Here is a 22,301-nt window from a genome sequence, read left to right on the forward strand (position 1 = left end):
ACCGGTTGATTCTATTTACATAGGAATTGCATTAGTCTGATGATTCCGTTTAAAGAAGAAATAAACCATTAAAGTTGCAGAGATCAGGAAGATACCTGCACTGGTCCACTGTCCAGCCGTCCATTCCAAGGCATAGCGTGGTGAATCTCCACGCAGAAATTCGAGAGAAAACCGGACCAGCGCATACATCATAGTATAACTTAAAAATAGTCCCCCTACAGGAAGCTTGATATTCTTCAAAGCCATGAGAACACCAAAGACAATCAAATCGAGCTGCCCCTCCCAAATTTCGGCCGGCCATAGCGGTACGGCACCATACCGATCAAAGGCCATTGTTCCTTCCGGATACACGATGCCGAAGCCAGTGCCTGTCGGCGCTCCAAATGCAACTCCATTCAGGAAGCAGGCAATCCTGCCCACGGCCTGCCCCAATATGACTGCCGGAGCTAAAATATCGGTGAGTTCCCAGAATGAAAGTTGATTTCTCCGAGTATAAATTGCCGTGGCTGCGAAACCGCCGACGATCGCTCCGAGGATTGAGATTCCCCCATTCCAAATCGCGAAGATTTCAGATAGATGTTGCGAATAATATCCCCATTAAAAAAGAATACATGCCATATTCTGGCTCCCAGAATCGCACCGATGAGTACATAGAATACGAGATTATAAATGTGTTTCTGGTATTGCGTCCCACGGGCTAAAAAATAAGCTACGCCCACGGCAAGCAAAACAGCCAAACCCACTACGACGCCATACGATCTGAGGGAGAATCCCCCGATTTCAAATAAGTTTACCGGGATAGTCTTTGAATTTCTTGCTTCATTTGCTCATTTTGTGCTTTTAGTTCGTCAAGCTGTGCTTGCATCACTTGGTTATTTGGTGAATGCTCCTTATGAGAGCCATGACCGTGACCATGCCCCTTCATTCCAAACATCATCAATACCATCATTAACGGACAAGCCAACAACAGCAACCAGGACAAATCCATTTGTATTCCTCCCTCATAAATAGTTCATTTGATACATCCAATTGTATAGGGCGATTGTGTGGAAAGCGTGTAGAAAGCATGCGAAATATATGGATTTTTAAAAAAAGAAAAACACGGCTCAGAGAACCGCGTTTTTTCATGTAAAAGATATAAATCGGTCGGTTAGTGACCACCATGTCCTCCCCCTGAAGTCTTGGCCACGATTTCTAGCATCGAGTCGATTTCCCCTTGGGCAGCTTCACTAATCGTGGACACCGTCCCAGTAAGCCATGCGTGGTTATAGGGACCTTCCGTTGGGGACTTCTCAAACTTCGGTTGCACAGACATGACATAGGACATTACACTTTCAGGCATTGAATCCTTGCTGGTCCACAACAACGGAGCGTGTTTCCCTAAATGCGAGAAAGGAGCTGCAGCTATGGCCAAATTCGGTGAATCACTGTTTACAAATGAAAAGTTATGTCCCGGTGTTATGATTGATCAAATCGGCGCTAAGGACTGCATTTTGCCAGTTATCTACGGAGGTCAGAATGACACTTCCTGGCCGATTATCCTCGCTTGTAGCCATCCAAAGCGTCTGTGAAATCAATACTGCAGCCTGAATGGGATCATCCGTATTGATCCGAGTCGTATTTTTAGAAGCAATCCATGGAATTTGAGGTAATCCCTCAGAAACGATCGCAATGCCACTAGTTTGAATGGAGTTCTCATCTTTGGCAGCCTTGTTGTTTCCAGAGTTCGTACAAGCTGTTAGCACGATTGTCAAGGCTAAAAAGGCGACTCCAAATTGCATTGTTTTTTCATAAGCCTCCTACGAATTCTCATTATTTTCTAAATAGAATTATTAAGTGGTACCTATTTTAAACAAAATTAATGTGAAAAGTATGTGGTTTTTGTGGAGATCCCGTATAATTATCTCCTATTTCGTTACCAAATATTACACCTAAACAAATCCTGAATTTCTATGATAGGATGTCGTCAGTTTCACAAAAAACATCAGGAGGATACTCAGCGTGAAGAAATCATTAGCTGTTGTCATCGTATCTGGTTCTCTGTGGGAAAAACGCTTTCTTTTCGGGGGAAGTGTGTTGAAATAGGATTAAGAAGCCAGGGAGAAGTGATCTCGCTGGCTTCCCTTCTATAGGATGTGCTAAGAGTATATTGCCTTTTATTCTCCCTTTAATTCATTATTATCCGGAACAATTTCATAAAGAGCACGAACATCACAACCGATGGAATCGGCGATCGATATGGCGATTTTGAGTGGCATCACTCTTTTGTTATCAATGAAGTCGTAAACTCGTTCCGGTCTTAATAGCAAGTCTTTTGCCAGCCATTCAGCTGATTTTCCGGATTCCATCAATCGCTCATTCAATAAACAACGTCCTAGTTCAAATTTCAAGAAGCGGTGACCTCCCGCAGAAGATATGCTTAATCTAAAGTCCATAACATAAAAATAACTGTCCCTTGTATAGTTTCCTCAGATGAAGAGACAAATACAAATAATATCCTGCTGTATCGGGAAATAACTCCCACAGATCTATTTGTATTCTTCCCCCTATCCCATCTCTTATATGAACTCAATTTCATGGATTATGTTGCGGTATTTACATTTGAGAAATATACCAATTGAGCTATTTGAATTCAATCTGACTAACAAAGGAGCAAATGAACTACTCTAACAAAAGAAATAGGAGACACCATTATTGGATTTCTCCCATTTTTGTTATATAAGTATGCTTACGCTCATACTCACCGCTATGATTCACTCTGAACCGTCGATAACGACACCCATACGGGTCCGGCAAACTCAGCAGCTTCCTCCCCTTTGGGATTCTGAAGCCGGAACAAGAATCCGTCACCTGCAGCAGACTTCCATACGATATAATCGCTTATCCCTTCACTACCTGAGGCTTGAAGGTAGACTTCAGCAAAACCCAAGGGATGCTCGATCAGTTCCCCACTGAAATCCTTCACTTCCCCGAATGCCTCCAATTCCGTTCTTCCCTTCGTTTGAAGCTGCTCCAGATCATAATTAGCGGGTAATGCCTCGATCTTGACCTCGTATTTCGGATTGCTATTTAGGTACAAACGCCCCTCGGCATCGTCAAAAGCGAATTTGTCGAATACATAAAAGCTGAAACCTTCGCCTTGATGCAATTTCGCCTCCAGCGTCTGATTCCCCTCCCCTGTCAACAATTCGAAACTTTCGACCTCTGGACGTGTCACATTTGGTTCTTCATTAACGTTATCATTCTGTTTGTTATTCTCCGGTGCAGGAGCTGGGGCCTCTTCTTTCACCGGGGGTGAATGATTCGAATTAGCAGATGGTTCCGTTGCCCTTCCCGAACATGCCGTTAGGGACAGAACAATGCCGAATAACGCAAATTTCATCCATACATTATGCTTTTTCAGCATGGTAGATCACTCCTTTCTATCGTTAGTCCATATGCATAACTTCACTTTCCTATTACCTTATTCGAATCTGCATGCCATTGATCATCCCATTTTGTATATTTGGTCTTCTCACGAAACAACCTATCGTAATGGAGGGCAGATGCTTTCCAACTTTGATGAAAGGAGTTCTCCCCAATGACCCGTTCCACCAAAAGCAAAGAAAATGCAAGGAAGAGCCGTAAACAAGCTCAAAATCCGCATGGTCCCATCAAGTCTCTGGAGGAATTGTCTAACGAATACGATCAGGGATCTAGCGGTTCGAAGTTGAAGTGATCAACCATAAATATTCGACCGTTCCCCCGAAATTGAAAACACACCGTCCATCTAAAATAGACGAGGCGGTGTGTTGTTCTAACTATTTTAGAGCGCTCGTTAACAGCAATACCAGATCGCTGCGCGTGACTTTGGAATCGGCGGATAAGCCCGCCAAATTGGCTTCTTTGCCCGATGCTTTAGCAATAACCGCGGCAGCCTCTTTAACGGTAAGTGAATTTTTCGGGAGGAACGTTTGAGAGCCAAACACCTCGAGAGCCCCTGCCCCCTTCAGTGCTTTCACCGCCGGTATCGCCCAAGATGGGACATCCGCTTCATCGGTGAAACCAGTTGCTGTTGAAGCTGCAGTCACCTTAAAGGCCCGGCTGACCATCACCGCAAACTCAGCTCGTGTTACTTCCGCAGCAGGACGGAAGGTTCCGTCGCCATACCCTTGTACGATCCCGGCTGCAGCCGCCTCTTTGATTAGAGCGGCATGGGGATCAGAGGAAATGTCCGTAAATCCGACCGAACCCGTGTCCGGAGTCGATACTGGGTCCACCGGTGTTGCTCCACCGGCTTCCGTCGGAAGCGCGGCCCCTTTCAGGTCCGTAATCCGACTTTGAAGGGCGGCCTTTACATGCCCTACTTGATCGAGGTGTTCGCGGAACACTTCATAGTCTACCAGATTCAGTTCATAGAACCGACCGTCATCTTTCGCTTGCTTCATGGAAGCGTAGAAATCTCCGCCTCCAGCCATAAATGAATTGGTCGCAACAATATAGAAAGCGTTGGGGTCGATATCCGTATAAGTGCCGTCTTCGTTTTGAACTTGAACTTTAACGATGCGTTGACCGTTTTGCGTTTTATTGCCCGTGACGTCGTCGATCACTTCGCCTGGTTTAGTCGAATCGTAATAGAATCGCAGGCCCGAAACTTGAGGGAAACGCCCTTCTCCATTTTCGACGCCGCTGACGCCGTTTTCCAGTGCGGCGGTAATTTCGGCGCCGGTCATCTTCAGAGCGGTAAGATTGTTGCCGAACGGCATCGTCGTAAGCAAGTCGCCTAAGGTGATGTCTCCAGCTTTTATCGAAGCCCGGATGCCGCCGCCGTTCTGAATTGTGACATAACCTTTAACCCCAGTTTCCTTCACGATACTCATGACCTTTGAACGCATCCCATCGGCAATCAGGTTCCCCAAATTGGTTTCCTGTTTGCGGACGCTGCCGCGTTCGCCGTCCAGGAGGACGTCTGATTTGCCGATCACGGTCTTTTTCAGCTCTTCCAATGGCGCGGCGTATTCCTTCAGCTTGGCTTCCGCTGCGGCATCACTTTTGATCAAGAAATTTCCTGCATCGTCTTTCGCGTCCAGCGCGATCAACTCGCCTTTCCAAGCGGTCAGCTTCCCGGTTGCATCAAATGTGACATCTAATTGGCCTAGATTTTGATTATATTCGCCCGTTTGTACGATCAGGGTTGGCTCTTGCTCGGCGTGATGCACTTCCGGCGTTGTCAATTTGGTATGAGAGTGTCCACCTACGATAATATCAATGCCGTCGACGGCTTCGGCCAGATCCTGGTCAATGGTGTACCCGAGATGAGACAACACGATGATCTTGTTGATTCCTTCCGCTTCCAAGGCGTCGACTTGTTTCTGTGCGCTTTGGACTTCGTCGGCGAACTTGATGGCAGGACCCGGTGACGACAACACAGAGGTTTCAGGTGTGGTCAACCCGATGATGCCTACCTTCTCACCGGCGATTTCCTTAATTACGGCAGGGTAAATCTGACCTGTCTCTCCCGGGTTCCCTACTCCAGAATGGCTTAAGCCTTTAAGGTCAGAATCGGAGCTGAAATCTAAGTTGGCGCTAACGAAAGGAAATTGGGCTTGCTTGATGAACTCGGCCAAGGTGCTAGGTCCTTTATCAAATTCATGGTTACCAAACGTCATGGCATCATACTTTAGCTCGTTCATGAAGAATAAATCGGCTAAACCGTTAAACTGATTGAAATACAACGTTCCGGAGAAAACATCCCCAGCATCAAGCAGCACGGTGTGCTCGTTCCTGGCTGCGTTTATCGCCGTTACCCTGCGTGCGATATTATCCAGGTGCGCATGCGTGTCATTCGTATGTAAGACGCGCAACTGATAATCCTTTGCCCCCGAGCCCACTGCATCAGCAGCATTCACGGGAAGACCAACGGCTCCGGAAGCAAGTCCGGCTACAAGGGTACTTATGACCAGCAGTTTACCGAAAGCTTTATTTCCCCATACCATCAATCGATTCCTCCTCTACCACATTTTGATGTACTACTCTATTAAATATAAGTAGTAGAGAATGGAATGTAAATCCTTCCAACACAATAAGCGAACAAAATTTACAATCCCTAGCGTTTCGAGCAGCCGAGAGAATAAGATCCACAGGGTCCGGGCATTTTATGATCAGCAGGATAACAGAAATATGAAATGAATTCAGGAGGTTAATTATGAACAGTCAACGGGCTAAAGAGATCGTTGCTTCCCCTTCCATGGTAGACGTGACTTGCGACGGTGTCCCAATTTACATCCAACATGTCGACGAGAAGAGCGAAACCGCAAGGATCTTTCCTCTGGGTCAACCGGAGAATGAGAAAGAGGTTGCTTTATCTCAGCTTAATGAACAATAATAAATAGGCAGGCGAGATGATCTCATTCATCCCACCTGCCTTATTTATGATCTGGACCACCTTTGGTTTACATAATATTTATTATGTTCTCGTCAATCACGCCGGCCAAAATCATCGCATTGATTCCACCCAAAAATGCCTGACCGCTTGCCTTTATGATATCGGTATCCATGGCGCGTCCCGTGTAGCTTCTTCCTCCCGCTTCAAGCTGAATATTCACGCGGCCGATGGCTTCTTTGCCGTGGGAGATGCTGTTAATCTTATAGGAAGTCAACTTGGCGTCGATACCGGTTAACGTTATGATCACACTGTACAACGCGTCGATAGGTCCGTCCCCAATCGCGCTGCCCTTTCGCTCTTGCCCGTTGATCTTCAAGACGACCGTGGCGGTCGGACATACCTCATTGGTAATAACCTGGAACGAAACCAGTTCGAACAACGAATGGCTGGATTCACTCTGTACTTGCTGTTCGCTCAGCAGATAGTAGAGGTCGTGATCGTACACTTCTTTTTTGGCATCAGCCAATATTAAGAATCGCTGAAATAGTCGCTCGAACCCCACTGCATCGGATACATCAAAGCCCAGCTTCTCCACCGCATGCTTCACCGCATGCCGGCCGGAGCGGGCTGTGAGAATTAACTCCATGCTCTCAGCCCCCACTTCTTCAGGGGACATAATTTCGTAAACCTGTTTATCTTTCAGCAACCCATCCTGATGGATGCCGGAGGAATGGGCAAACGCGTTGTCGCCAGTGATTGCCTTATTCACTTGCACGTCAAGCCCCGTCAAATGGGTAAGCAGACGTGAGGTGCAAGTCAACTCCTTTGTATCGATGTTCGTGCGGCAGCCGTACAACGCCTCGCGGACTTTCAGGGCCATCACCGTTTCCTCCAGCGAGGCGTTGCCTGCTCGTTCCCCAAGCCCATTGATGGTACATTCGATTTTCTCCGCTCCGTTCTTGATGGCGCTTAACGTATTGGCCGTAGCCAACCCCAGATCGTTGTGACAATGCACGCTGAGAACGACCCGGTCGTCAAGGTTCTTGAGCCGCTCATGAATGCGTCGGATCAGATGGCCGAATTCCTCCGGCTCCGCATAACCAACGGTGTCAGGGACGTTAATCATCGTCGCTCCGGCCTTGACGACAGCCTCAATCGTCTTCCATAAGTATTCGAAGTCCGCACGAGATGCGTCTTCCGTGGAGTATTGAACATCGGGCAGCAGCGTCTTGGTATATTTCACGGCATCAACGCCCATTTGCAGCACGGCATCCTGGGAGCGGTTGAATTTCTTCTCCACATGTACATTAGAAGCCCCAAGAACGATATGGATCAGCGGGTGCTGCGCTTCACGGATACTTTCGTACACCGCGTCGATGTCGGCTTTCACCGCTCGGGCTAAAGCCGTAATCCCCACGCGATCCCCTACGCTTCGGGCGATTTGTTGCACCGACTCAAAGTCTCCTTGCGATGAGGCAGGAAAACCCGCTTCGATAATATCTACACGGAGGCGCTTCAGTTGCTGGGCAAACTCCAGCTTTTGCCGCACATTCAATTTAGCGCCAGGAACTTGCTCCCCATCGCGTAACGTTGTATCCAATATGATAATGTTGCGATAACGGTCCATCTGTGAGTTCCTCCCTGGTTTGTAATTGTAGTTGAAAGCCTTCAGTTTCTTGAATCTATATTAAGCGAGGTTGATTAAACCCGGAATTTAATCAACACAAAAACCCCGTCTCTGTTATAGAGACGAGGTTTAACTCGCGGTACCACTCTAATTCATTTCATGTGATGAAATGATCTCCTTCGATGGCGAACACCATCTATCCTTGTAACGGCGGAATCCCGGCTGGCCCTACATTTCAGGCAGCTGTTCATAGACGAGTTCAACATGACGGACACTGCCGCTTCGCACCAACCAACGGCTCTCTGAGAGGTCAAGTCATCTTTACTATTTCTAATCAACACATTTGGCATATGGAATTATTGGTTATTATATGCACCTGGCGGTGGATTGTCAACCAAAGGTCTTATTTTGATCTGGGCTTTTCCAATTTACTCTGGAGTTCCTCGATTTTGATCAGCGCCAGCTGCAATTGTCTTTCGTAGTCAGCCCTATTATCTTCATCCTTAATGTACTTTGACGATACGTTTAGCTCCCTGCACATCTGAATGACTTCAAGAATCAACTCTTGGTTATCTTTTGCTACAGTGATTTTATTATTCTCATCAAAAGTGTTGCGGATCAAACTCAGCATCCTGTTTGTTAGCCCAATTAATTCATACATTGAAGGTCGTAGTTCAGAAGGCACCGCAAGATTGAATGAATGGCTGTCGTTTCTGCTCAACGCATAAAAAACGAACCCACTATTCTCAGAATAACCCTCAATTTTACCTTTGATGTAAGCCAAGTCAACATCATTCAGATCCTCTTTCGTCAGCCCGCTTAAAACTTCGGAGAACAGAGAGAGTTGATTCATATACTGATGGTAAAAAATATTGTTATACAAGGTATAGGCCTCAGAAGCCTGGCTATCCTTCAAACTTGGATTCGAACAAGAAGTTAAGTTTGCTAAAATAAAGAGTGAGATCATGATTTTTTTAGACATTTTTCGCTCCTTGTAACACGTATTTCACGCCAACTGCTCCGTGAATGAAAAAAGCGAACTGAACGTGGTGTCAGCTCGCTTTTACAGGTATATTTTAGGATATTTAGGTTGTAATGTAAATACACAACATAAGTATATATTTGATAATTTAGTCCACTGATGCGTGCATCTTATTCTTTACCTCTTCCCAGGACACCGAATACGCTTGCCCCTTGGAGCAAAAAATTGAAGACGAGGTGTACGCCGGATCTGCATCTTTGTTGTAGTTCTTCCGAGCGATCACCGTATCAGTCTGATGACAGGGCTCATACCCCCCGGATTTCAGTGTGATGGACCCTTTCCCATGCGACATAGATGCGAGCTCCGCCCCATAGTCCATAAAAGTGGCTACCGGGACAACGCCTGTAATGACCGCCGTCTCCAAACCCGTCTCGGGTGAATCGAACCGACCGTGAGCTTGCTGGATATCGGTCAACACCTTGCCTAGTTGATCTAATCCTACCTTGATTTTAAACAGATACACCGGTTCCAGAAGCACATTCTCCGTCTGCTCCAGCCCTTGCCGCAGCGCACGGTAGGTAGCTTCGCGGAAATCCCCACCGCTGGTGTGTTTGTTATGCGATCGACCGGTCAGCAGCGTCACACGCACGTCTGTCAGGGGTGAACCGGTCAACAAACCGTGATGCTCCTGCTCCAATACATGTTGGCCAATCATGTTCTGATAACCCACGGTTAAATCATCCGCATGGCAGGCGTTAACGAAGGTTACGCCGCTTCCCCGTTCTCCCGGCTCCAACCGTAAATGGACTTCGGCATAATGCCCTAAAGGTTCGAAATGTCCGCAACCCACAACCGGAGCGATTATCGTTTCCTTATACAAAATTTCCGGCGGTCCAAACGCGATATTCATCCGAAAACGCTCCAATAGCACCTGCTGCAAAATTTCCAGCTGAATCCGGCCCATCACATGAATATGTAGCTCCTGCAACGCTTCATCCCATCGGGTTCCCAAGGTCGGGTCCTCTGCGTCCAATAACCGGAAGACGCGAAGTACTTCCTTCAGGTGCAGAGGCGGTTCAAAGAGCACCTTGGATTGCAACGTAGGTACGAGCTCTCGTCGGATCGGATCTTGAAACGCCCCAACGGCTTCACCGGAATGAGCTTCGGTTAATCCCGTTACCGCGAACAGTTCCCCAGCGGTTACCGAATCCGTCTGGACGAAACGCTGCCCGCTGTATTTGCGGATACCGGTGATTTTTTCTGAGCGCCGTGCTCCCTCTACAGCTGGCCCAAAGGCAATTTCATCTCGGACCTTCAACGTGCCTTGCAGCGCTTTGATAAACGTAATTCGAGTCCCTTGCTCATCATGCCGGATTTTGTAGACTCGGCCAGCAAACGAAATCTGCGGATTAAACGTGGTTCGAGTTAACCGTTCCAACGCGTGGAGAAAAGTGTCGATCCCGATATCTAGCAACGCCGAACCTCGCAGGCAAGGATAAACTTGCCCGCTCTGAATGAGTCGAGCCAGGTGAGCGTTCCACTCTTCAACCGACCCGGTTCCTTCTAAAAACACCTCCAGCAGTGCTTCTTCCCGCTCAGCAAGCCAAGCCTTTTGCGTGTCGTCCATACGCCCGCTTTCCACCCAACTGGATACATCCAGCACATCACCACTCAACTCGCGGATTAGGTCCTGGAAGACCAGATCCGGATCAGCGCCAGTGCGATCAGTTTTGTTGATAAAGAAAAATGTTGGAATCCCATAGGTGCGAAGCAACTGCCAAACCGTCTCCGTATGTCCCTCAACGCCCTCCACCGCACTGACAATGATGACGGCGTAATCGAGTACCTGCAGTGCCCGTTCCATCTCCGCGGAGAAATCGACGTGGCCGGGCGTATCCAACAGGAAATACGTTGATTCGCCGTATCTCATTTCTGCCTGGTCGGCGAAAACGGTGATTCCGCGTGCCTTCTCGATCTCGTGACTGTCGAGAAAAGCATCGCGGTGGTCGACCCGGCCTCGGCTGCGGATGGTTTGCGTTTGGTACAGCAAGGCCTCGGCGAAGGTGGTTTTGCCGGCATCTACGTGCGCCAGCAGTCCTATCGTTTTATACATGGCCGCGTCCCCCGCCGCCTAGTTCTTAAAGCTGTGGATCGGTGCCGGAATCCGTCCGCCCCGTTCGATGAACGGTGCGCAGTTAAAGGCGTTAACCGGCATTATAGGCGCATAACCCAGCAAACCGCCGAATTCCACGATCTCGCCAACGTCCTTACCGATGACCGGGATGATCCGAACGGCGGTCGTCTTGTTGTTAACCATACCGATCGCCGCTTCGTCGGCGATGATGCCGGATATTGTCGCGGGGCTGGTGCTGCCGGGAATCGCGATCATATCGAGCCCGACGGAGCAGACGCACGTCATCGCTTCCAGCTTCTCCAGCGTCAGCGCGCCGCGCTGTACCGCTTCGATCATCCCGTGGTCCTCGCTGACCGGGATGAAGGCGCCGCTAAGGCCGCCGACATAGGAGGAGGCCATGACGCCGCCTTTTTTCACGTTGTCGTTCAAGATCGCCAGAGCAGCCGTGGTTCCCGGTGCACCCGCTTCCTCTAAGCCCATCACCTGGAAGATCTCCGCGATCGAATCGCCGATCTCCGGCGTTGGGGCGAGCGACAAGTCGATAATGCCAAACGGAACACCTAATCGTTTCGAAGCTTCCTGTGCCACCAGTTGACCCACACGGGTTACCTTAAACGCCGTCCGCTTAATCGTTTCGCATAACGTCTCGAAATCCTTGCCCTTCACTTCCTCCAGCGCACGCTTCACCACGCCTGGTCCGCTGACACCCACGTTGATGACGCATTCCTGCTCCCCAACGCCGTGAAACGCTCCGGCCATAAACGGGTTGTCCTCCACGGCGTTGCAGAACACAACCAGCTTGGCGCAACCGATCGAGCCACGGTCCGCCGTCCGCTCGGCCGTACGAATGATGATGTCGCCCATTTGTTTTACGGCGTCCATATTGATCCCACTGCGCGAGGAGCCTACGTTCACCGAGGAGCAGACCCGGTCCGTGACAGCCAGCGCTTCAGGTATACTGTTGATCAATACCCGATCGCCGTTCGTAAAGCCTTTTTGCACAAGGGCCGAAAACCCGCCGATAAAGTTGACGCCCACTTCCTTGGCGGCCCGGTCAAGCGCTTCCGCCACCGGCACAAACGTATCGGTCTTCAGCCCCCCGGCAGCAATCGAAATAGGAGTTACCGAAATCCGCTTGTTGACGATCGGTACGCCAAATTGCTTCTCCAAATCCTCGCCGGTCTTGACTAGATGCTCTGCCGAACGGGTAATTTTATCATAGATGTTCCGGTTAAATACATTCATGTCCTCATGAGCGCAATCCATTAGGCTGATACCCATCGTAATCGTACGTACGTCGAGGTTCATTTCGCGGATCATCGAGTTGGTTTCTTGTACTTCTACGCGTGAAATCATGCGGTCCCCTCCCTTCTTCTCAGATCCGATGCATCGTATTGAAAATATCCTCGTGCTGCAGCTTGATTTCCACGCCAATAGAACGGCCCAGCTCCTGCAACTCTTCGACCAGCTTCTCGAATCCCTTAGCCGGCGCCGAGATGTCAACGATCATCATCATGTTGAAATAGCCTTGAATGATCGTTTGCGAAATATCGAGAATGTTAACGTTATTATCGGCCAGATAGGTGCACACCTTGGCGATAATGCCCACTTTGTCCTTGCCCAGTACGGTGATAATCCCCTTCAAACGAAGTTCCCCCTTTACATTTAAGACTCCCCCGAGACTTCGGACAAGTCATCTGCTCCGCTTATTATGGCAAAAGAAAACCAATTCTTCAATGACCACTTTCACTCGGTGCCGCGGAAAAATAACGCAGTTCGGCTGTCGAAAACGGTGCTGGGGCCGGCACGCCCTTCCTGCCGTCAGATCGAGAGCGATAGACACCCTCAACTTCGCAGTCCGAGGGTCGGTACTTGCCTTGCGCAAGCTTCAAGTCGATAAAATCGACTACCTGCTGCAGCGAAGCAATTTGCTCGACGATGTCAGCCCGGTGTTGAACCATCTTCTCCACCAGCTCCGGATAATCCCCCATATCCGCATCAATGGATACCTTCAGAAAGGGTCGCATTTCTTCCAGAGGCATCCCGGTTTTCTTGAGGCAATTTACCAATCGGATCGTATCCAGATCCTCCTGGTGATAAACGCGGTGTCCATTCTCTTTCCGCTTGGCCCGAGGCAGGAGCGCAATTTTCTCATAATATCGAAGGGTATCCACGGTTATGCCGGTTCGCTCCGCAACTTGCTTGATAGAAAAAGTGCGTTTATCCATCGATTCGATCGCCATTTTCTCTTCCTTCCGTTCCTCTGTAAAAGGTCTATTCTGCATTATATAACTTGGAGCTGACTCCAAGTCAATATTCACTTTCGTGTAAAAAATCGGCTTGACTTGAAGTCGACTCCAAGAAATACAATCGACTTCATAGCAGGTTTAAGACTTAGGAGGGATGATCAAGATGGGTATCAAAAACGAAAATGTCGCCTTAATAACAGGGGCCAGCTCCGGGATCGGACTCGAGTTAACCCGCAAGCTGCTGAATGAAGGATGGCAAGTCGTGGGGTTAAACCGTTCCGACTGGCCGGCGGAAGATCAAAGTCTGCAATCCGCCGCTCGCCAAGGGCAGCTAAGAACCTACAAGGCATCGGATTTGTCCGACTTTAACAGTCTGCGGCAAGTGCTGGAGCAGATTAAAGCCAACGAAGAATTAATTGACGTGCTGTTCAATAACGCCGGTCGCAGCTTTCCGGAATTGGAGTATTCGAAGCAAGGTCGTGAGCTTCACTACGAGTTGATGACGATCGTCCCTTATATCGTCACGATAGAATTGATGGATTTGTTAAAAAACGGCCGTTTAAAAACGGTAATCAATACCTCGTCCGCTGTGATAGGCAGAGTCAAGTCCTTTGATCCGGACCGATTGGCGCGGCCTACATCGTTCCGCAAGCTATTAGGTCCTTACGCCACATCCAAGCTGGCGCTCTCCTTATGGACGAAAGCCATCGCTCCCCAGTTTGCGGCTGAGGGCATCGAAATCCGCAGCGTCGATCCTGGGGGCAACAATACCCTTCGCAAAGGAAAACCTTCGGGTCTTCCGATTTGGCTGAAGCCGATCATGAAGCTGTTCTTCTCCCCGCCAACCCATGGGGCTGGCTTACTATATACCGGTGTACTGGGCGATCATCGGGGTCAAACCGGCGTCTTCCTGATGAAGGATCAGCCTGCAGAGCTTAAGTTTCAAAAGCATGCCCAAACGGTGCTGGAACGGATCCACATGATCTATGAAACGGAGTTTCTCAAGGAACATCGCTAATCTGCGGTGTTCCTTGTATACAATTGTTATCCATTGGAGTTCGTCGGTTCGATATTTTCTTTAGCACGCATCTTCTCAATAAACTGCCGGGTTTCTCTTTCTCTGTGTTTACGTTCTTTATCCTCTCCGTTCAGAGCTTTCAGTAAGGAGACGCACATCCCTAGCATAATGACGGCAAAAGGAAGTGCCGCAACGATCGAAGCAGTTTGTAGGCCGCTTAATCCTCCACTGATCAGGAGGGTCAAAGCAATTAGCGATTGCAGAATCCCCCACGTCAATTTCACTTTGTTGCTGGGGTTCAGAGTTCCTTTGGTAGACAACATTCCAAGTACGAATGTTGCAGAATCCGCGGAAGTTACGAAGAAAGTAATGATTAGCAAAGTGGCCAACGCTGCAATTAACATGCCTAGCGGTAACTGTTCCAGCATGAAGAATAATGCGGTCGTTACATCTTCCTGCGCAGATTTGGCTAATCCAGCAAGCTTGAACATTTCTATGTTTAAACCGGTTCCTCCAAATACAGAAAACCAAATAAACCCGAATGCACTGGGGACGAGGAGCACCCCAAGCACAAACTCTTTAATCGTTCTTCCTCGAGATACACGTGCAATAAAAGTGCCAACAAAAGGTGCCCACGCGATCCACCATGACCAATAAAATAGCGTCCAATTCCCTACCCACGTCCCTTGGGTGAATGGTGTCATACGTAAGCTCATCACAACCAGGTTTTGCAGATAGTCCCCGAGCGTCGAAGTAAACGTATCGAAGATAAAGGAAGTCGGACCCGCCAATAGAACGAACACTAGCAAAGTAACGGCAATAATCAAATTGATATTGCTTAGCAGTTTGATCCCTTTATCCAAACCGGTTGTCGCGGACAACAAAAACAAGACCGTTACAACAGATATGATAACGGCTTGCGTCGTCAATGTATTCTGAATACCAAACAAATGATGGAGTCCTCCGCCAATTTGCAGGGTACCTAGCCCCAAAGATGTAGCCACGCCAAACGCTGTCGCGATGACAGCCAAAATATCGATGGATTTTCCCAAGAAGCCTTTGACAATCTTCTCACCTAGTAATGGAACAAAGGTCATGCTAATGAGTCCGCGATACCCTTTGCGGAATTGGAAATAAGCGAGAGCAAGCGAAATCAGAGTATATACCCCCCAAGGATGTAATCCCCAGTGAAAAAATGAATAACGCATTGCCAATCTGGCGGCTTGCGGAGTCCCGCCCTCTACTCCTTCCGGAGGAGTCATATAATGCGATAACGGTTCCGAAGCCCCCCAAAAAACAAGTCCGATGCCCATCCCAGCGCTAAAGAGCATGGCGAACCAAGATAAGTTTGAATATTCAGGCTCGTCATCATCACTGCCTAATTTAACTTGCCCGTGCTTGCTAAAAGCCAGATAGAAAGAAAAAATAAGAAGTCCCAGCGTGGTCATCAAATAAAACCAGCCGAAACTTCCAATAGAAAATTCTAATACCCGATCTGCCGTTTTTGCAAGTTGCTCTGGAGCTAACGCCCCCCAAAGGACGAACAACAAGATGATCAGAAAGGAAACCATAAATACCATTTCTTGACCCCCAACTTTAGCGATGATAAACATTCTTTACAATTGTTTACCTAGAGTACGGGGGATTATGCAATTTAACGAAATATCCGGTTCCGTTTCGACTCGTATTGCTTCTTCAGCAATGCAAATAGGACGGCATCAACGAACTGATTCTTCTCAAAGAACGTTTCCTTCAGGTACCCTTCCTCATGGAAGCCTGTTTTCTCCAACAAATACCGAGACCTAATATTGTCAGGATCAATAAAAGCTTCGATCCGGTTGAGTCCCAAATCCTCGAAACCAAAACGCAGGATTTCCTGCAATACTTCAGTCATGACGCCTTGGCGCCAATAGTCCGGGTTGAGCTCATAACCGACCTCGGCCTTATAATGGTTCTTCGACCAGTTGTGAAATCCGCAGGTGCCGATCACCCGGTCGCTTTCGGCTTTAACCGTAATAGCCCAGCGAAAGCCTTGCTTCTCCAAATAGCGGCTGTTCCACATTTGGATCAGTTCTTCGGCTTCTCGGAGCTCCACGAAACGATCCAAATCGTAATATTTGGTCACTTCATCGTTGGAGAAGTAATGGAACAAATCGGCGGCATCTTTCGAAGTTAGCCTTCGTAGTACAAAACGCTCCGTTTCCAGCTGAGGGAACAATTTCATAACGACCGGTCCTTTCCTAGAGTTTGCGTAAATCTATTATAGGTGAAGGACCACGCCAAAAGGAAGAGTCAAAAACAGAGGAGTTTATTCTCTACGACAGTTCAGCCAACAACGGCGAGTCGAATTCCGATGCCAAACGGATCGCTTAACCGGAGTTCATTTCCCTCCCGATGATAAGCCACTTTCGCTTCAGCTAATCGGCTTTCAACGGCTTCAAGTGCCGGTACATCCGGCAACTCCGTTGTAAAGTAACGGATGCCCACCGCATTCTCCGGTGCGGGGGGCGCACCTTTGCCGGCCCACATGTTGAGGCCGATATGGTGGTGATATCCGCCAGCGGAAATGAATAATGCGGCCGTGCCATAATGAGCGGTGACCTCGAAGCCGAGAATACCGCAGTAGAACTGTTCTGCCTGATGCAAATCCCCTACATGTAAATGCACATGCCCCATACGGGTACCCTCAGGCAAACCATGCCACTCCGATTGCTCGGACAGATTCAACAGATTTTCCGCGTCCACAGGATCCGTGGTCATAATAACTTCGCCGCTAGCGTTTTTTTGCCAGGTATCACGAGGACGGTCAGCATAGATTTCAATGCCGTTTTGGTCGGGATCGTTTATGTACAACGCTTCGCTGACCAGATGGTCGCCTTGTCCCACCGGGATTTGATAACGGATGAGATTTCGCAGAACAAGTCCAAGCGTCACTTGGTCCGGAACCAAAATGGCAAAATGATATAACCCAGATACGGATCGCTCGGGCAACACTTGATAGCGTTGATCTGCTTCTAGAATGAGCAACGGTGTTTTGCCGTCGGCAGTTATTTCGGCGATCGCGCCGTTCTGGCGCAGCACCTGAAAGCCGATGACCTCCTGGTAAAATGCGACCGATCGATCGAGATCGCGAACTTTTAGTTGAACAACACCGATTTGTGCGGCGGGATGAATAGGCAAGGAATGAGCCATGAACCATTTCCTCCTTCGAATCATTACGTCTCGATACTACAATGAAGTGTAACTGTAGCTGTTACACATGGACTATTGTAATCAGTATAGTTACAGGATGTGGGGTTGTCAATTCTGCATCAAAAAAGCCCCCTGGCTTAGGGGGCTCTATCAACTTTCCGCTTAACCGCAGCTTCCTGCGATTAAACCGAAGTGGCTTTAGCCGATATCTCATCTACAACATCCTGCAACGTCACAGCCGCCAGCGTGTTCTCCATCGCTTTTTGCGCCAAGGAGAAGATGGGTTCGATGGACGATTGGATATTATTGCCAACCGGACAATCCGGATTAGGATGATCATGTACGGCAAACAATCCATCTTCCTCCACAACATGCACCGCGTGGTAAACGTCGAGCAATGTAATTTGATCAAGCGGCCGTGACAGCTTCGACCCAGCAACCCCCGTGCGCACTTGCACCAGGCCCGCTTTATTTAGCATGCCCATAATTCGACGGATCACAACGGGGTTCGTATTGACGCTGCCGGAGATATACTCCGAAGTGCTAATCCCGTCCTTGTTGATTTCAAGCAGGGATAATATATGAATGGCCACGGAAAATCTGGAACTGATTGTCATGATAAGCCTATCCCCCATTCCATCGTCTTGTAACCATATTAGTTACTTAAGGAGTGGAATGTCAACCGCCTTTCTCACCGCAGGAAGGGAATCCCTCTTCCCTTCTATCTGCCATCCAGCAAATTGCCCAAGCCGCCTAACAAGCTGCCCTCATCTTTGCGGCCCGAATAACGGGAGGCGGATAGCACCCGATCCGCCAAACGGCTGAACGGCAATGATTGAACCCATACTTTGCCGGGACCGCGCAGCGTCGCGAAGAAGAGCCCTTCCCCGCCGAACAAGGCCGTCTTCACACCTTTAACGAATTCAATGTCATAGTCGACCGAAGACGTCATAGCCACTAAACAGCCGGTGTCCAGACGCAGCACTTCGCCGGGGGCCAAATCTCTTTCAATTACCAAGCCGCCGGAATGCACAAACGCCAGACCGTCGCCTTCGATTTTCTGCATGATGAAGCCTTCTCCGCCGAAGAAGCCGGTGCCGAGCTTGCGCTGGAATTCAATCCCGACCGATACGCCTTTGGCGGCGCACAAGAAAGCGTCCTTTTGGCAGATGATTTTGCCGCCAAGCATTTGCAGGTCGAGCGGGACGATTTTGCCGGGATATGGAGAAGCGAATGTGACAGCCTGCCGATTGTAGCCCGCGTTGGTGAACACCGTCATGAACAAACCCTCGCCTGTGAGCAGCCGTTTGCCGGCCCCCATCAGCTTGCCCATGAGCCCGCCGCCGCCTTGACTGCTGCCATCGCCGAAGATCGTCTCCATCCGAATATCCGGATCCATCATCATAAAGCTGCCGGCTTCGGCGATCACGCTTTCTCCTTGATCCAAGTGAACCTCCACGCACTGCATTTCATTGCCGATAATACGATAATCGATTTCATGTGCATTCATGTACCGATCCGCCTCCAAATGAATGAATTTTAATTATGTAATGTCATGAATTAAGCTGATTTCAAAATCGCACGAATCACAGAATAGCTGATCAAACTGCGATCCCGGTATACCGCCGCTACCGAATCGGGATGCTCACCGATGATCCCTTTTTGCAAAATAGCTGCGCCAAAGTCACGTTCCACGGCTCCGTTAAACGTAAAGGTGACACAATGTTCTGCGGCAAATCCGCACACTACTACAAAATCGGTGTCCTGTTCGCGCAGAAGCTGCTCGAGATCGGTTCTCCAAAACGAGTTATTCCAAGCTTTGGAGATCCGCAGGTCGGATTCAGCCAGCTTCACCTCAGGAATCACCTCGTACCCCGGAGTCCCTTCACCTCCATCCTTATCTTGGACGATAACGACAGGCCGACCCGCCTCCCTGAACATGTCGGCAACCGCATTGATGTACTCGCATGCTCCCGGTACTTCGCTTTGGATTCGCGGATGGTATAAGAAGGCTTGCTGCATATCGATAATCAATATAGCCGGTTTCATGCCTGCTCCTCCTTCAACGCCTAGTGATAGGCGCCTAATTTCTTACATTATACACGATCCTCGAACCCGCCGCCGTAATCCTCGTAGAAGTTTTTTTAGCCAAATTAGACGAAAAGTAATTGACCCTCACATTAATGTCAGGGTTTATAATGAATCCAAGAAGGCAGGTGATTTGAAAGCGATGAGAATCGGTGAATTGTCCAAGGCTACCGGCGTCAGCATCCGCTCCCTTCGTTATTACGAGGAGCAAGGCTTGATCTCTTCGCAACGGATGGCTAATGGGTACCGCGACTACCACAGCTTTTCCGCTGAACAAGTGAAGACGATCCAGTTCTATTTAAGCCTGGGGCTCACGACAGAGCAAATCGCCGGCTTCCTGCATTGCGTCATGACCAGCAAAGAGGCGTTCTGCCGCGAGATCATGCCCGTTTACCGCAGTAAGCTGAAGGAAGTTAGTGAGCAAATTGAACTGCTGCAGGCGATCAAGGCCAATCTGGAAGAGCGGATCAGTCATATTTTAAGCGAAAATCCCGAAATGGAGATGAATGAGAATGGCAACGAAACGGATCAAACATGAAAATGAGTTTACGGAGGCGTTACAAGCAACGGGTCTCACCCTCGTCGACTTCGACGCACCTTGGTGCCCACCATGTAAGGTGTTATCCCCTATATTGGATGAGCTGCACGAAAGCTATGACGGCGCCATTAACCTGCTGAAGGTCAATTGCGACGAGCTGCCGGCTCTGGCCGCACAATTCGGCGTGATGTCCATGCCGACCGTCATCTTCTTCCAGCAGGGCCAGCCTGTTGAGAAGTTGATTGGGCTGCGGCCGAAGGAAGCTTATACGAGTTTAATCGCGAAGTATCTATTACCGTCCCAAAGCGCTTAAAGATCGCATAAGAAATTAAAACCAGCCAGCTGCCGATGTATGAATCGGCGACTGGCTGGTTCCTCTGTTAGCTTCTTTTCATTCGTAGACATGAATATCGCGGAGTTGCTTGGCTTGCTCGATATACGGCCCCTCCGACAAGTTGTTAAATGCCAGATGGGTGGCCCGTAGACTCAGCAGTTGATCGCCGGGCTTGAGTCCAAATTCCCGCCAGGTCGTCAGCGGCAGCGTGAAATACCCTTTGCTGTTTAGATAAACCCAGCAGAACGAACGTTCCTTAAAGGTAATGGCCTGCCCTTCCGGGATGGCGAATTGCTGAAGCTGAGGAATGCTGCCGAATATCGTGGCAAGCGGTGAGTTCGCAATCAGTTCTTTGCAAACGACGCTAAAACCCTTGGCCGTATTCCGACCTGTCATCAGTATAATGTTGGAGTCCGGGCGAATCTGGTACTCATGCAGGGCTTGATCCGGAAGGTAAAATGATCCGTCGGGAAGAATTTTGCTCCACGCGTAAAAGTACTTCCCGCCTTTGGCATTCAATGCCATGTCTATCATCCCCCGAGCGTAATGAATATCTAACTTCTTTCTATTAGAATAATCATCGCCCAATCACGGGGGCGTGAGATATGATATTGATCACCTTGGATGTCATTTGGAATATGATTGGTAAAACCTATTCGGTCAACTCTTCGATTTTCTCAGCAAAATACAGCTTATGCGCCTTTAGCACGACAATTTTCAACATCATATATACAGGTATGGCTAAGATCATCCCCAGAATACCGCCAAAGTCACTGGCTACAAGCAACAGAACGATCGTTGTTAAGGGGTGAATATTAATCGTCTTACCGTATATGTACGGAGAGATCAAGTTGCCTTCCACTTGTTGTGCAAGCACCACGATAAGGATGACCCATACGACCATGGATGGGGATACCGTGAACGCCACGATGACGCAAGGAATCGCTCCAAGCAACGCGCCGAAATACGGTATGAAGTTAAACAGTGCACCCACGACGGCCAGAAGCAGCGGGTAAGGCAAGCCGATCAACCAAAATCCGATGAAGCTCATAAAGGCCAGCAACACGGCGCTAATCATGCGTCCCGCAATAAATCCCTTCAGCATATTATCGATATCATGAATGACGCTGGCACCGTCACGGCGATAACGAACCGGAAGCATCCGAACCAGCGCAGGCGTAACTCGCTCGTCTTCCTTCAGCATGTAATAAAGCAGGATGGGAACCGTACCTACTACGATGACGAAATCGTTTAGAAAGGTCACCACATGCGATAAATAACCAGAGATGGCTTCCATGGCCGAATTCAGATATTCCGTCACTTTGTTCATCAGCTCCGGACTCGTCTCGTCCGTTACCATCGAGAAATATCGGTTGTTGCGGAAGTCGTTCATCTGCGATTGTACGCCGTTGATCAACTTCGGAACGTTATTCATAAATTCGATGATCTGCTTCTGCAGCGGCGGCCAGACGACGATTAGGAAAATCGTGACCACGCCGGCGAACATGAGATAGATCAGCAGAATCGAAAGCATCCGGTTCAGCTTCTTGCTTTCCAGAAAATGCACGATCGGCCGCAGCAAGTAATAAAGAAATCCGGAAATCGTTAACGGGACAATCAGAATGGACACGAGCGTCACCACTGGATTAAAGATAAAGCTGACCTTGGATAACAGATAGATGATCGTCAGCACCAGAATGATCCCTAGTGACGTTCGGTAAAAAGGGTGTTGCCACACGGTGGGTTCCTCCTCTCCCTCTCTCCCGGCTTATCCG

General features: G+C 48.9%; 26 protein-coding genes and 1 other annotated feature. Of the genes, 5 read left to right on the forward strand and 21 right to left on the reverse strand.

All coding sequences use genetic code 11. The features are described from left to right. Nucleotides 1–15: 15 nt before the first annotated feature. The 6 genes from M0651_RS06030 to M0651_RS06055 all read right to left on the reverse strand — a co-directional run bounded on the left by M0651_RS06030 (nt 16) and on the right by M0651_RS06055 (nt 3,406). Complete coding sequence (locus M0651_RS06030) at nt 16–558, reverse strand: prolipoprotein diacylglyceryl transferase (RefSeq protein WP_308195476.1); 543 nt, start codon at nt 556–558, stop codon at nt 16–18. Beyond that, complete coding sequence (locus M0651_RS06035; protein WP_248550944.1) at nt 447–743, reverse strand: prolipoprotein diacylglyceryl transferase family protein; 297 nt, start codon at nt 741–743, stop codon at nt 447–449. The genes M0651_RS06030 and M0651_RS06035 overlap by 112 nt, the downstream gene beginning before the upstream one ends. Nucleotides 744–790: 47 nt before the next feature. Next, the gene (locus M0651_RS06040) at nt 791–988 is read right to left on the reverse strand and encodes a DUF2933 domain-containing protein (protein WP_248550945.1); all 198 of its coding nucleotides are present in this window, start codon (nt 986–988) and stop codon (nt 791–793) included. Between the two features lie 457 nt (nt 989–1,445). Further along, nucleotides 1,446–1,781 carry a hypothetical protein gene (locus M0651_RS06045; RefSeq protein ID WP_248550946.1) on the reverse strand — a complete coding sequence of 112 codons (336 nt, stop codon included), beginning with the start codon at nt 1,779–1,781 and terminating at the stop codon, nt 1,446–1,448. Between the two features lie 375 nt (nt 1,782–2,156). Then, on the reverse strand, nt 2,157–2,390 hold the full coding sequence (locus M0651_RS06050) for an XRE family transcriptional regulator (protein ID WP_248550947.1): 234 nt from the start codon (nt 2,388–2,390) through the stop codon (nt 2,157–2,159). A 356-nt stretch (nt 2,391–2,746) separates the two neighbouring features. Beyond that, nucleotides 2,747–3,406, reverse strand: a complete 660-nt coding sequence (locus M0651_RS06055; RefSeq protein WP_248550948.1) for a DUF8580 domain-containing lipoprotein — start codon at nt 3,404–3,406, stop codon at nt 2,747–2,749. Between the two features lie 174 nt (nt 3,407–3,580). Here M0651_RS06055 and M0651_RS06060 point away from each other — a divergent pair, with 174 nt between their 5' ends. After that, the gene (locus M0651_RS06060; RefSeq protein WP_248550949.1) at nt 3,581–3,718 is read left to right on the forward strand and encodes a DUF6254 family protein; all 138 of its coding nucleotides are present in this window, start codon (nt 3,581–3,583) and stop codon (nt 3,716–3,718) included. 82 nt (nt 3,719–3,800) lie between these two features. On the opposite strand, the gene M0651_RS06065 is transcribed toward M0651_RS06060, so the two are convergent. Further along, entirely contained in the window at nt 3,801–5,975 is a 2,175-nt protein-coding gene (locus M0651_RS06065) for a 5'-nucleotidase C-terminal domain-containing protein (RefSeq protein WP_248550950.1), read from the reverse strand. Nucleotides 5,976–6,184: 209 nt separating this feature from the next. Between M0651_RS06065 and M0651_RS06070 the strand changes: the two genes are divergently transcribed. Beyond that, a complete protein-coding gene (locus M0651_RS06070; RefSeq protein ID WP_248550951.1) occupies nt 6,185–6,364 on the forward strand; it encodes a small acid-soluble spore protein H in 180 nt (59 codons plus the stop codon). A 67-nt stretch (nt 6,365–6,431) separates the two neighbouring features. Here M0651_RS06070 and M0651_RS06075 read toward each other — a convergent pair whose 3' ends face one another. The 6 genes from M0651_RS06075 to M0651_RS06100 all read right to left on the reverse strand — a co-directional run bounded on the left by M0651_RS06075 (nt 6,432) and on the right by M0651_RS06100 (nt 13,350). After that, nucleotides 6,432–7,991 (reverse strand): 2-isopropylmalate synthase, encoded by a 1,560-nt coding sequence (locus M0651_RS06075; protein WP_248550952.1) that lies wholly within the window; start codon nt 7,989–7,991, stop codon nt 6,432–6,434. A 115-nt stretch (nt 7,992–8,106) separates the two neighbouring features. Then, nucleotides 8,107–8,338 (reverse strand) — a binding site (T-box leader). 56 nt (nt 8,339–8,394) lie between these two features. After that, on the reverse strand, nt 8,395–8,973 hold the full coding sequence (locus M0651_RS06080; protein WP_248550953.1) for a hypothetical protein: 579 nt from the start codon (nt 8,971–8,973) through the stop codon (nt 8,395–8,397). A gap of 148 nt (nt 8,974–9,121) precedes the next feature. Further along, complete coding sequence (locus tag M0651_RS06085; RefSeq protein ID WP_248550954.1) at nt 9,122–11,086, reverse strand: elongation factor G; 1,965 nt, start codon at nt 11,084–11,086, stop codon at nt 9,122–9,124. A gap of 18 nt (nt 11,087–11,104) precedes the next feature. Then, nucleotides 11,105–12,463 (reverse strand): PFL family protein, encoded by a 1,359-nt coding sequence (locus M0651_RS06090; protein ID WP_282577797.1) that lies wholly within the window; start codon nt 12,461–12,463, stop codon nt 11,105–11,107. Between the two features lie 19 nt (nt 12,464–12,482). Further along, complete coding sequence (locus M0651_RS06095; protein WP_248550955.1) at nt 12,483–12,752, reverse strand: ACT domain-containing protein; 270 nt, start codon at nt 12,750–12,752, stop codon at nt 12,483–12,485. 88 nt (nt 12,753–12,840) lie between these two features. Then, on the reverse strand, nt 12,841–13,350 hold the full coding sequence (locus M0651_RS06100) for a MerR family transcriptional regulator (protein ID WP_248550956.1): 510 nt from the start codon (nt 13,348–13,350) through the stop codon (nt 12,841–12,843). A gap of 169 nt (nt 13,351–13,519) precedes the next feature. On the opposite strand from M0651_RS06100, the gene M0651_RS06105 reads away from it, so the two are divergent. Continuing rightward, the gene (locus tag M0651_RS06105; RefSeq protein WP_248550957.1) at nt 13,520–14,374 is read left to right on the forward strand and encodes an SDR family NAD(P)-dependent oxidoreductase; all 855 of its coding nucleotides are present in this window, start codon (nt 13,520–13,522) and stop codon (nt 14,372–14,374) included. A 26-nt stretch (nt 14,375–14,400) separates the two neighbouring features. Here the strand turns inward: M0651_RS06105 and M0651_RS06110 are convergent, their stop codons facing one another. From M0651_RS06110 to M0651_RS06135, 6 genes are all read right to left on the reverse strand, one after another. Beyond that, on the reverse strand, nt 14,401–15,954 hold the full coding sequence (locus M0651_RS06110) for a glycine betaine uptake BCCT transporter (protein WP_248550958.1): 1,554 nt from the start codon (nt 15,952–15,954) through the stop codon (nt 14,401–14,403). 74 nt (nt 15,955–16,028) lie between these two features. Continuing rightward, nucleotides 16,029–16,598: a GNAT family N-acetyltransferase gene (locus M0651_RS06115; RefSeq protein WP_248550959.1), complete on the reverse strand. Its 570-nt coding sequence runs from the start codon at nt 16,596–16,598 to the stop codon at nt 16,029–16,031. Nucleotides 16,599–16,699: 101 nt separating this feature from the next. Then, on the reverse strand, nt 16,700–17,566 hold the full coding sequence (locus M0651_RS06120; RefSeq protein ID WP_248550960.1) for a VOC family protein: 867 nt from the start codon (nt 17,564–17,566) through the stop codon (nt 16,700–16,702). A 182-nt stretch (nt 17,567–17,748) separates the two neighbouring features. Beyond that, nucleotides 17,749–18,183, reverse strand: a complete 435-nt coding sequence (locus M0651_RS06125; RefSeq protein ID WP_248550961.1) for an Rrf2 family transcriptional regulator — start codon at nt 18,181–18,183, stop codon at nt 17,749–17,751. A 104-nt stretch (nt 18,184–18,287) separates the two neighbouring features. After that, nucleotides 18,288–19,076 carry a TIGR00266 family protein gene (locus M0651_RS06130; protein ID WP_248550962.1) on the reverse strand — a complete coding sequence of 263 codons (789 nt, stop codon included), beginning with the start codon at nt 19,074–19,076 and terminating at the stop codon, nt 18,288–18,290. Nucleotides 19,077–19,126: 50 nt separating this feature from the next. Beyond that, nucleotides 19,127–19,615: an isochorismatase family protein gene (locus M0651_RS06135; protein WP_248550963.1), complete on the reverse strand. Its 489-nt coding sequence runs from the start codon at nt 19,613–19,615 to the stop codon at nt 19,127–19,129. Between the two features lie 181 nt (nt 19,616–19,796). Between M0651_RS06135 and M0651_RS06140 the strand changes: the two genes are divergently transcribed. Continuing rightward, nucleotides 19,797–20,192, forward strand: a complete 396-nt coding sequence (locus M0651_RS06140; RefSeq protein WP_248551199.1) for a MerR family transcriptional regulator — start codon at nt 19,797–19,799, stop codon at nt 20,190–20,192. Further along, nucleotides 20,167–20,505 carry a thioredoxin gene (gene trxA / locus M0651_RS06145; RefSeq protein ID WP_248550964.1) on the forward strand — a complete coding sequence of 113 codons (339 nt, stop codon included), beginning with the start codon at nt 20,167–20,169 and terminating at the stop codon, nt 20,503–20,505. The genes M0651_RS06140 and trxA overlap by 26 nt, the downstream gene beginning before the upstream one ends. Nucleotides 20,506–20,583: 78 nt before the next feature. Here the strand turns inward: trxA and M0651_RS06150 are convergent, their stop codons facing one another. Beyond that, nucleotides 20,584–21,051 carry a hypothetical protein gene (locus tag M0651_RS06150; RefSeq protein ID WP_248550965.1) on the reverse strand — a complete coding sequence of 156 codons (468 nt, stop codon included), beginning with the start codon at nt 21,049–21,051 and terminating at the stop codon, nt 20,584–20,586. A gap of 127 nt (nt 21,052–21,178) precedes the next feature. Then, complete coding sequence (locus tag M0651_RS06155) at nt 21,179–22,264, reverse strand: AI-2E family transporter (RefSeq protein WP_248550966.1); 1,086 nt, start codon at nt 22,262–22,264, stop codon at nt 21,179–21,181. Nucleotides 22,265–22,301: the final 37 nt, after the last annotated feature.

The sequence above is a fragment of the Paenibacillus mellifer genome (genome assembly GCF_023195895.1).
GTDB lineage: Bacteria > Bacillota > Bacilli > Paenibacillales > Paenibacillaceae > Fontibacillus > Fontibacillus mellifer.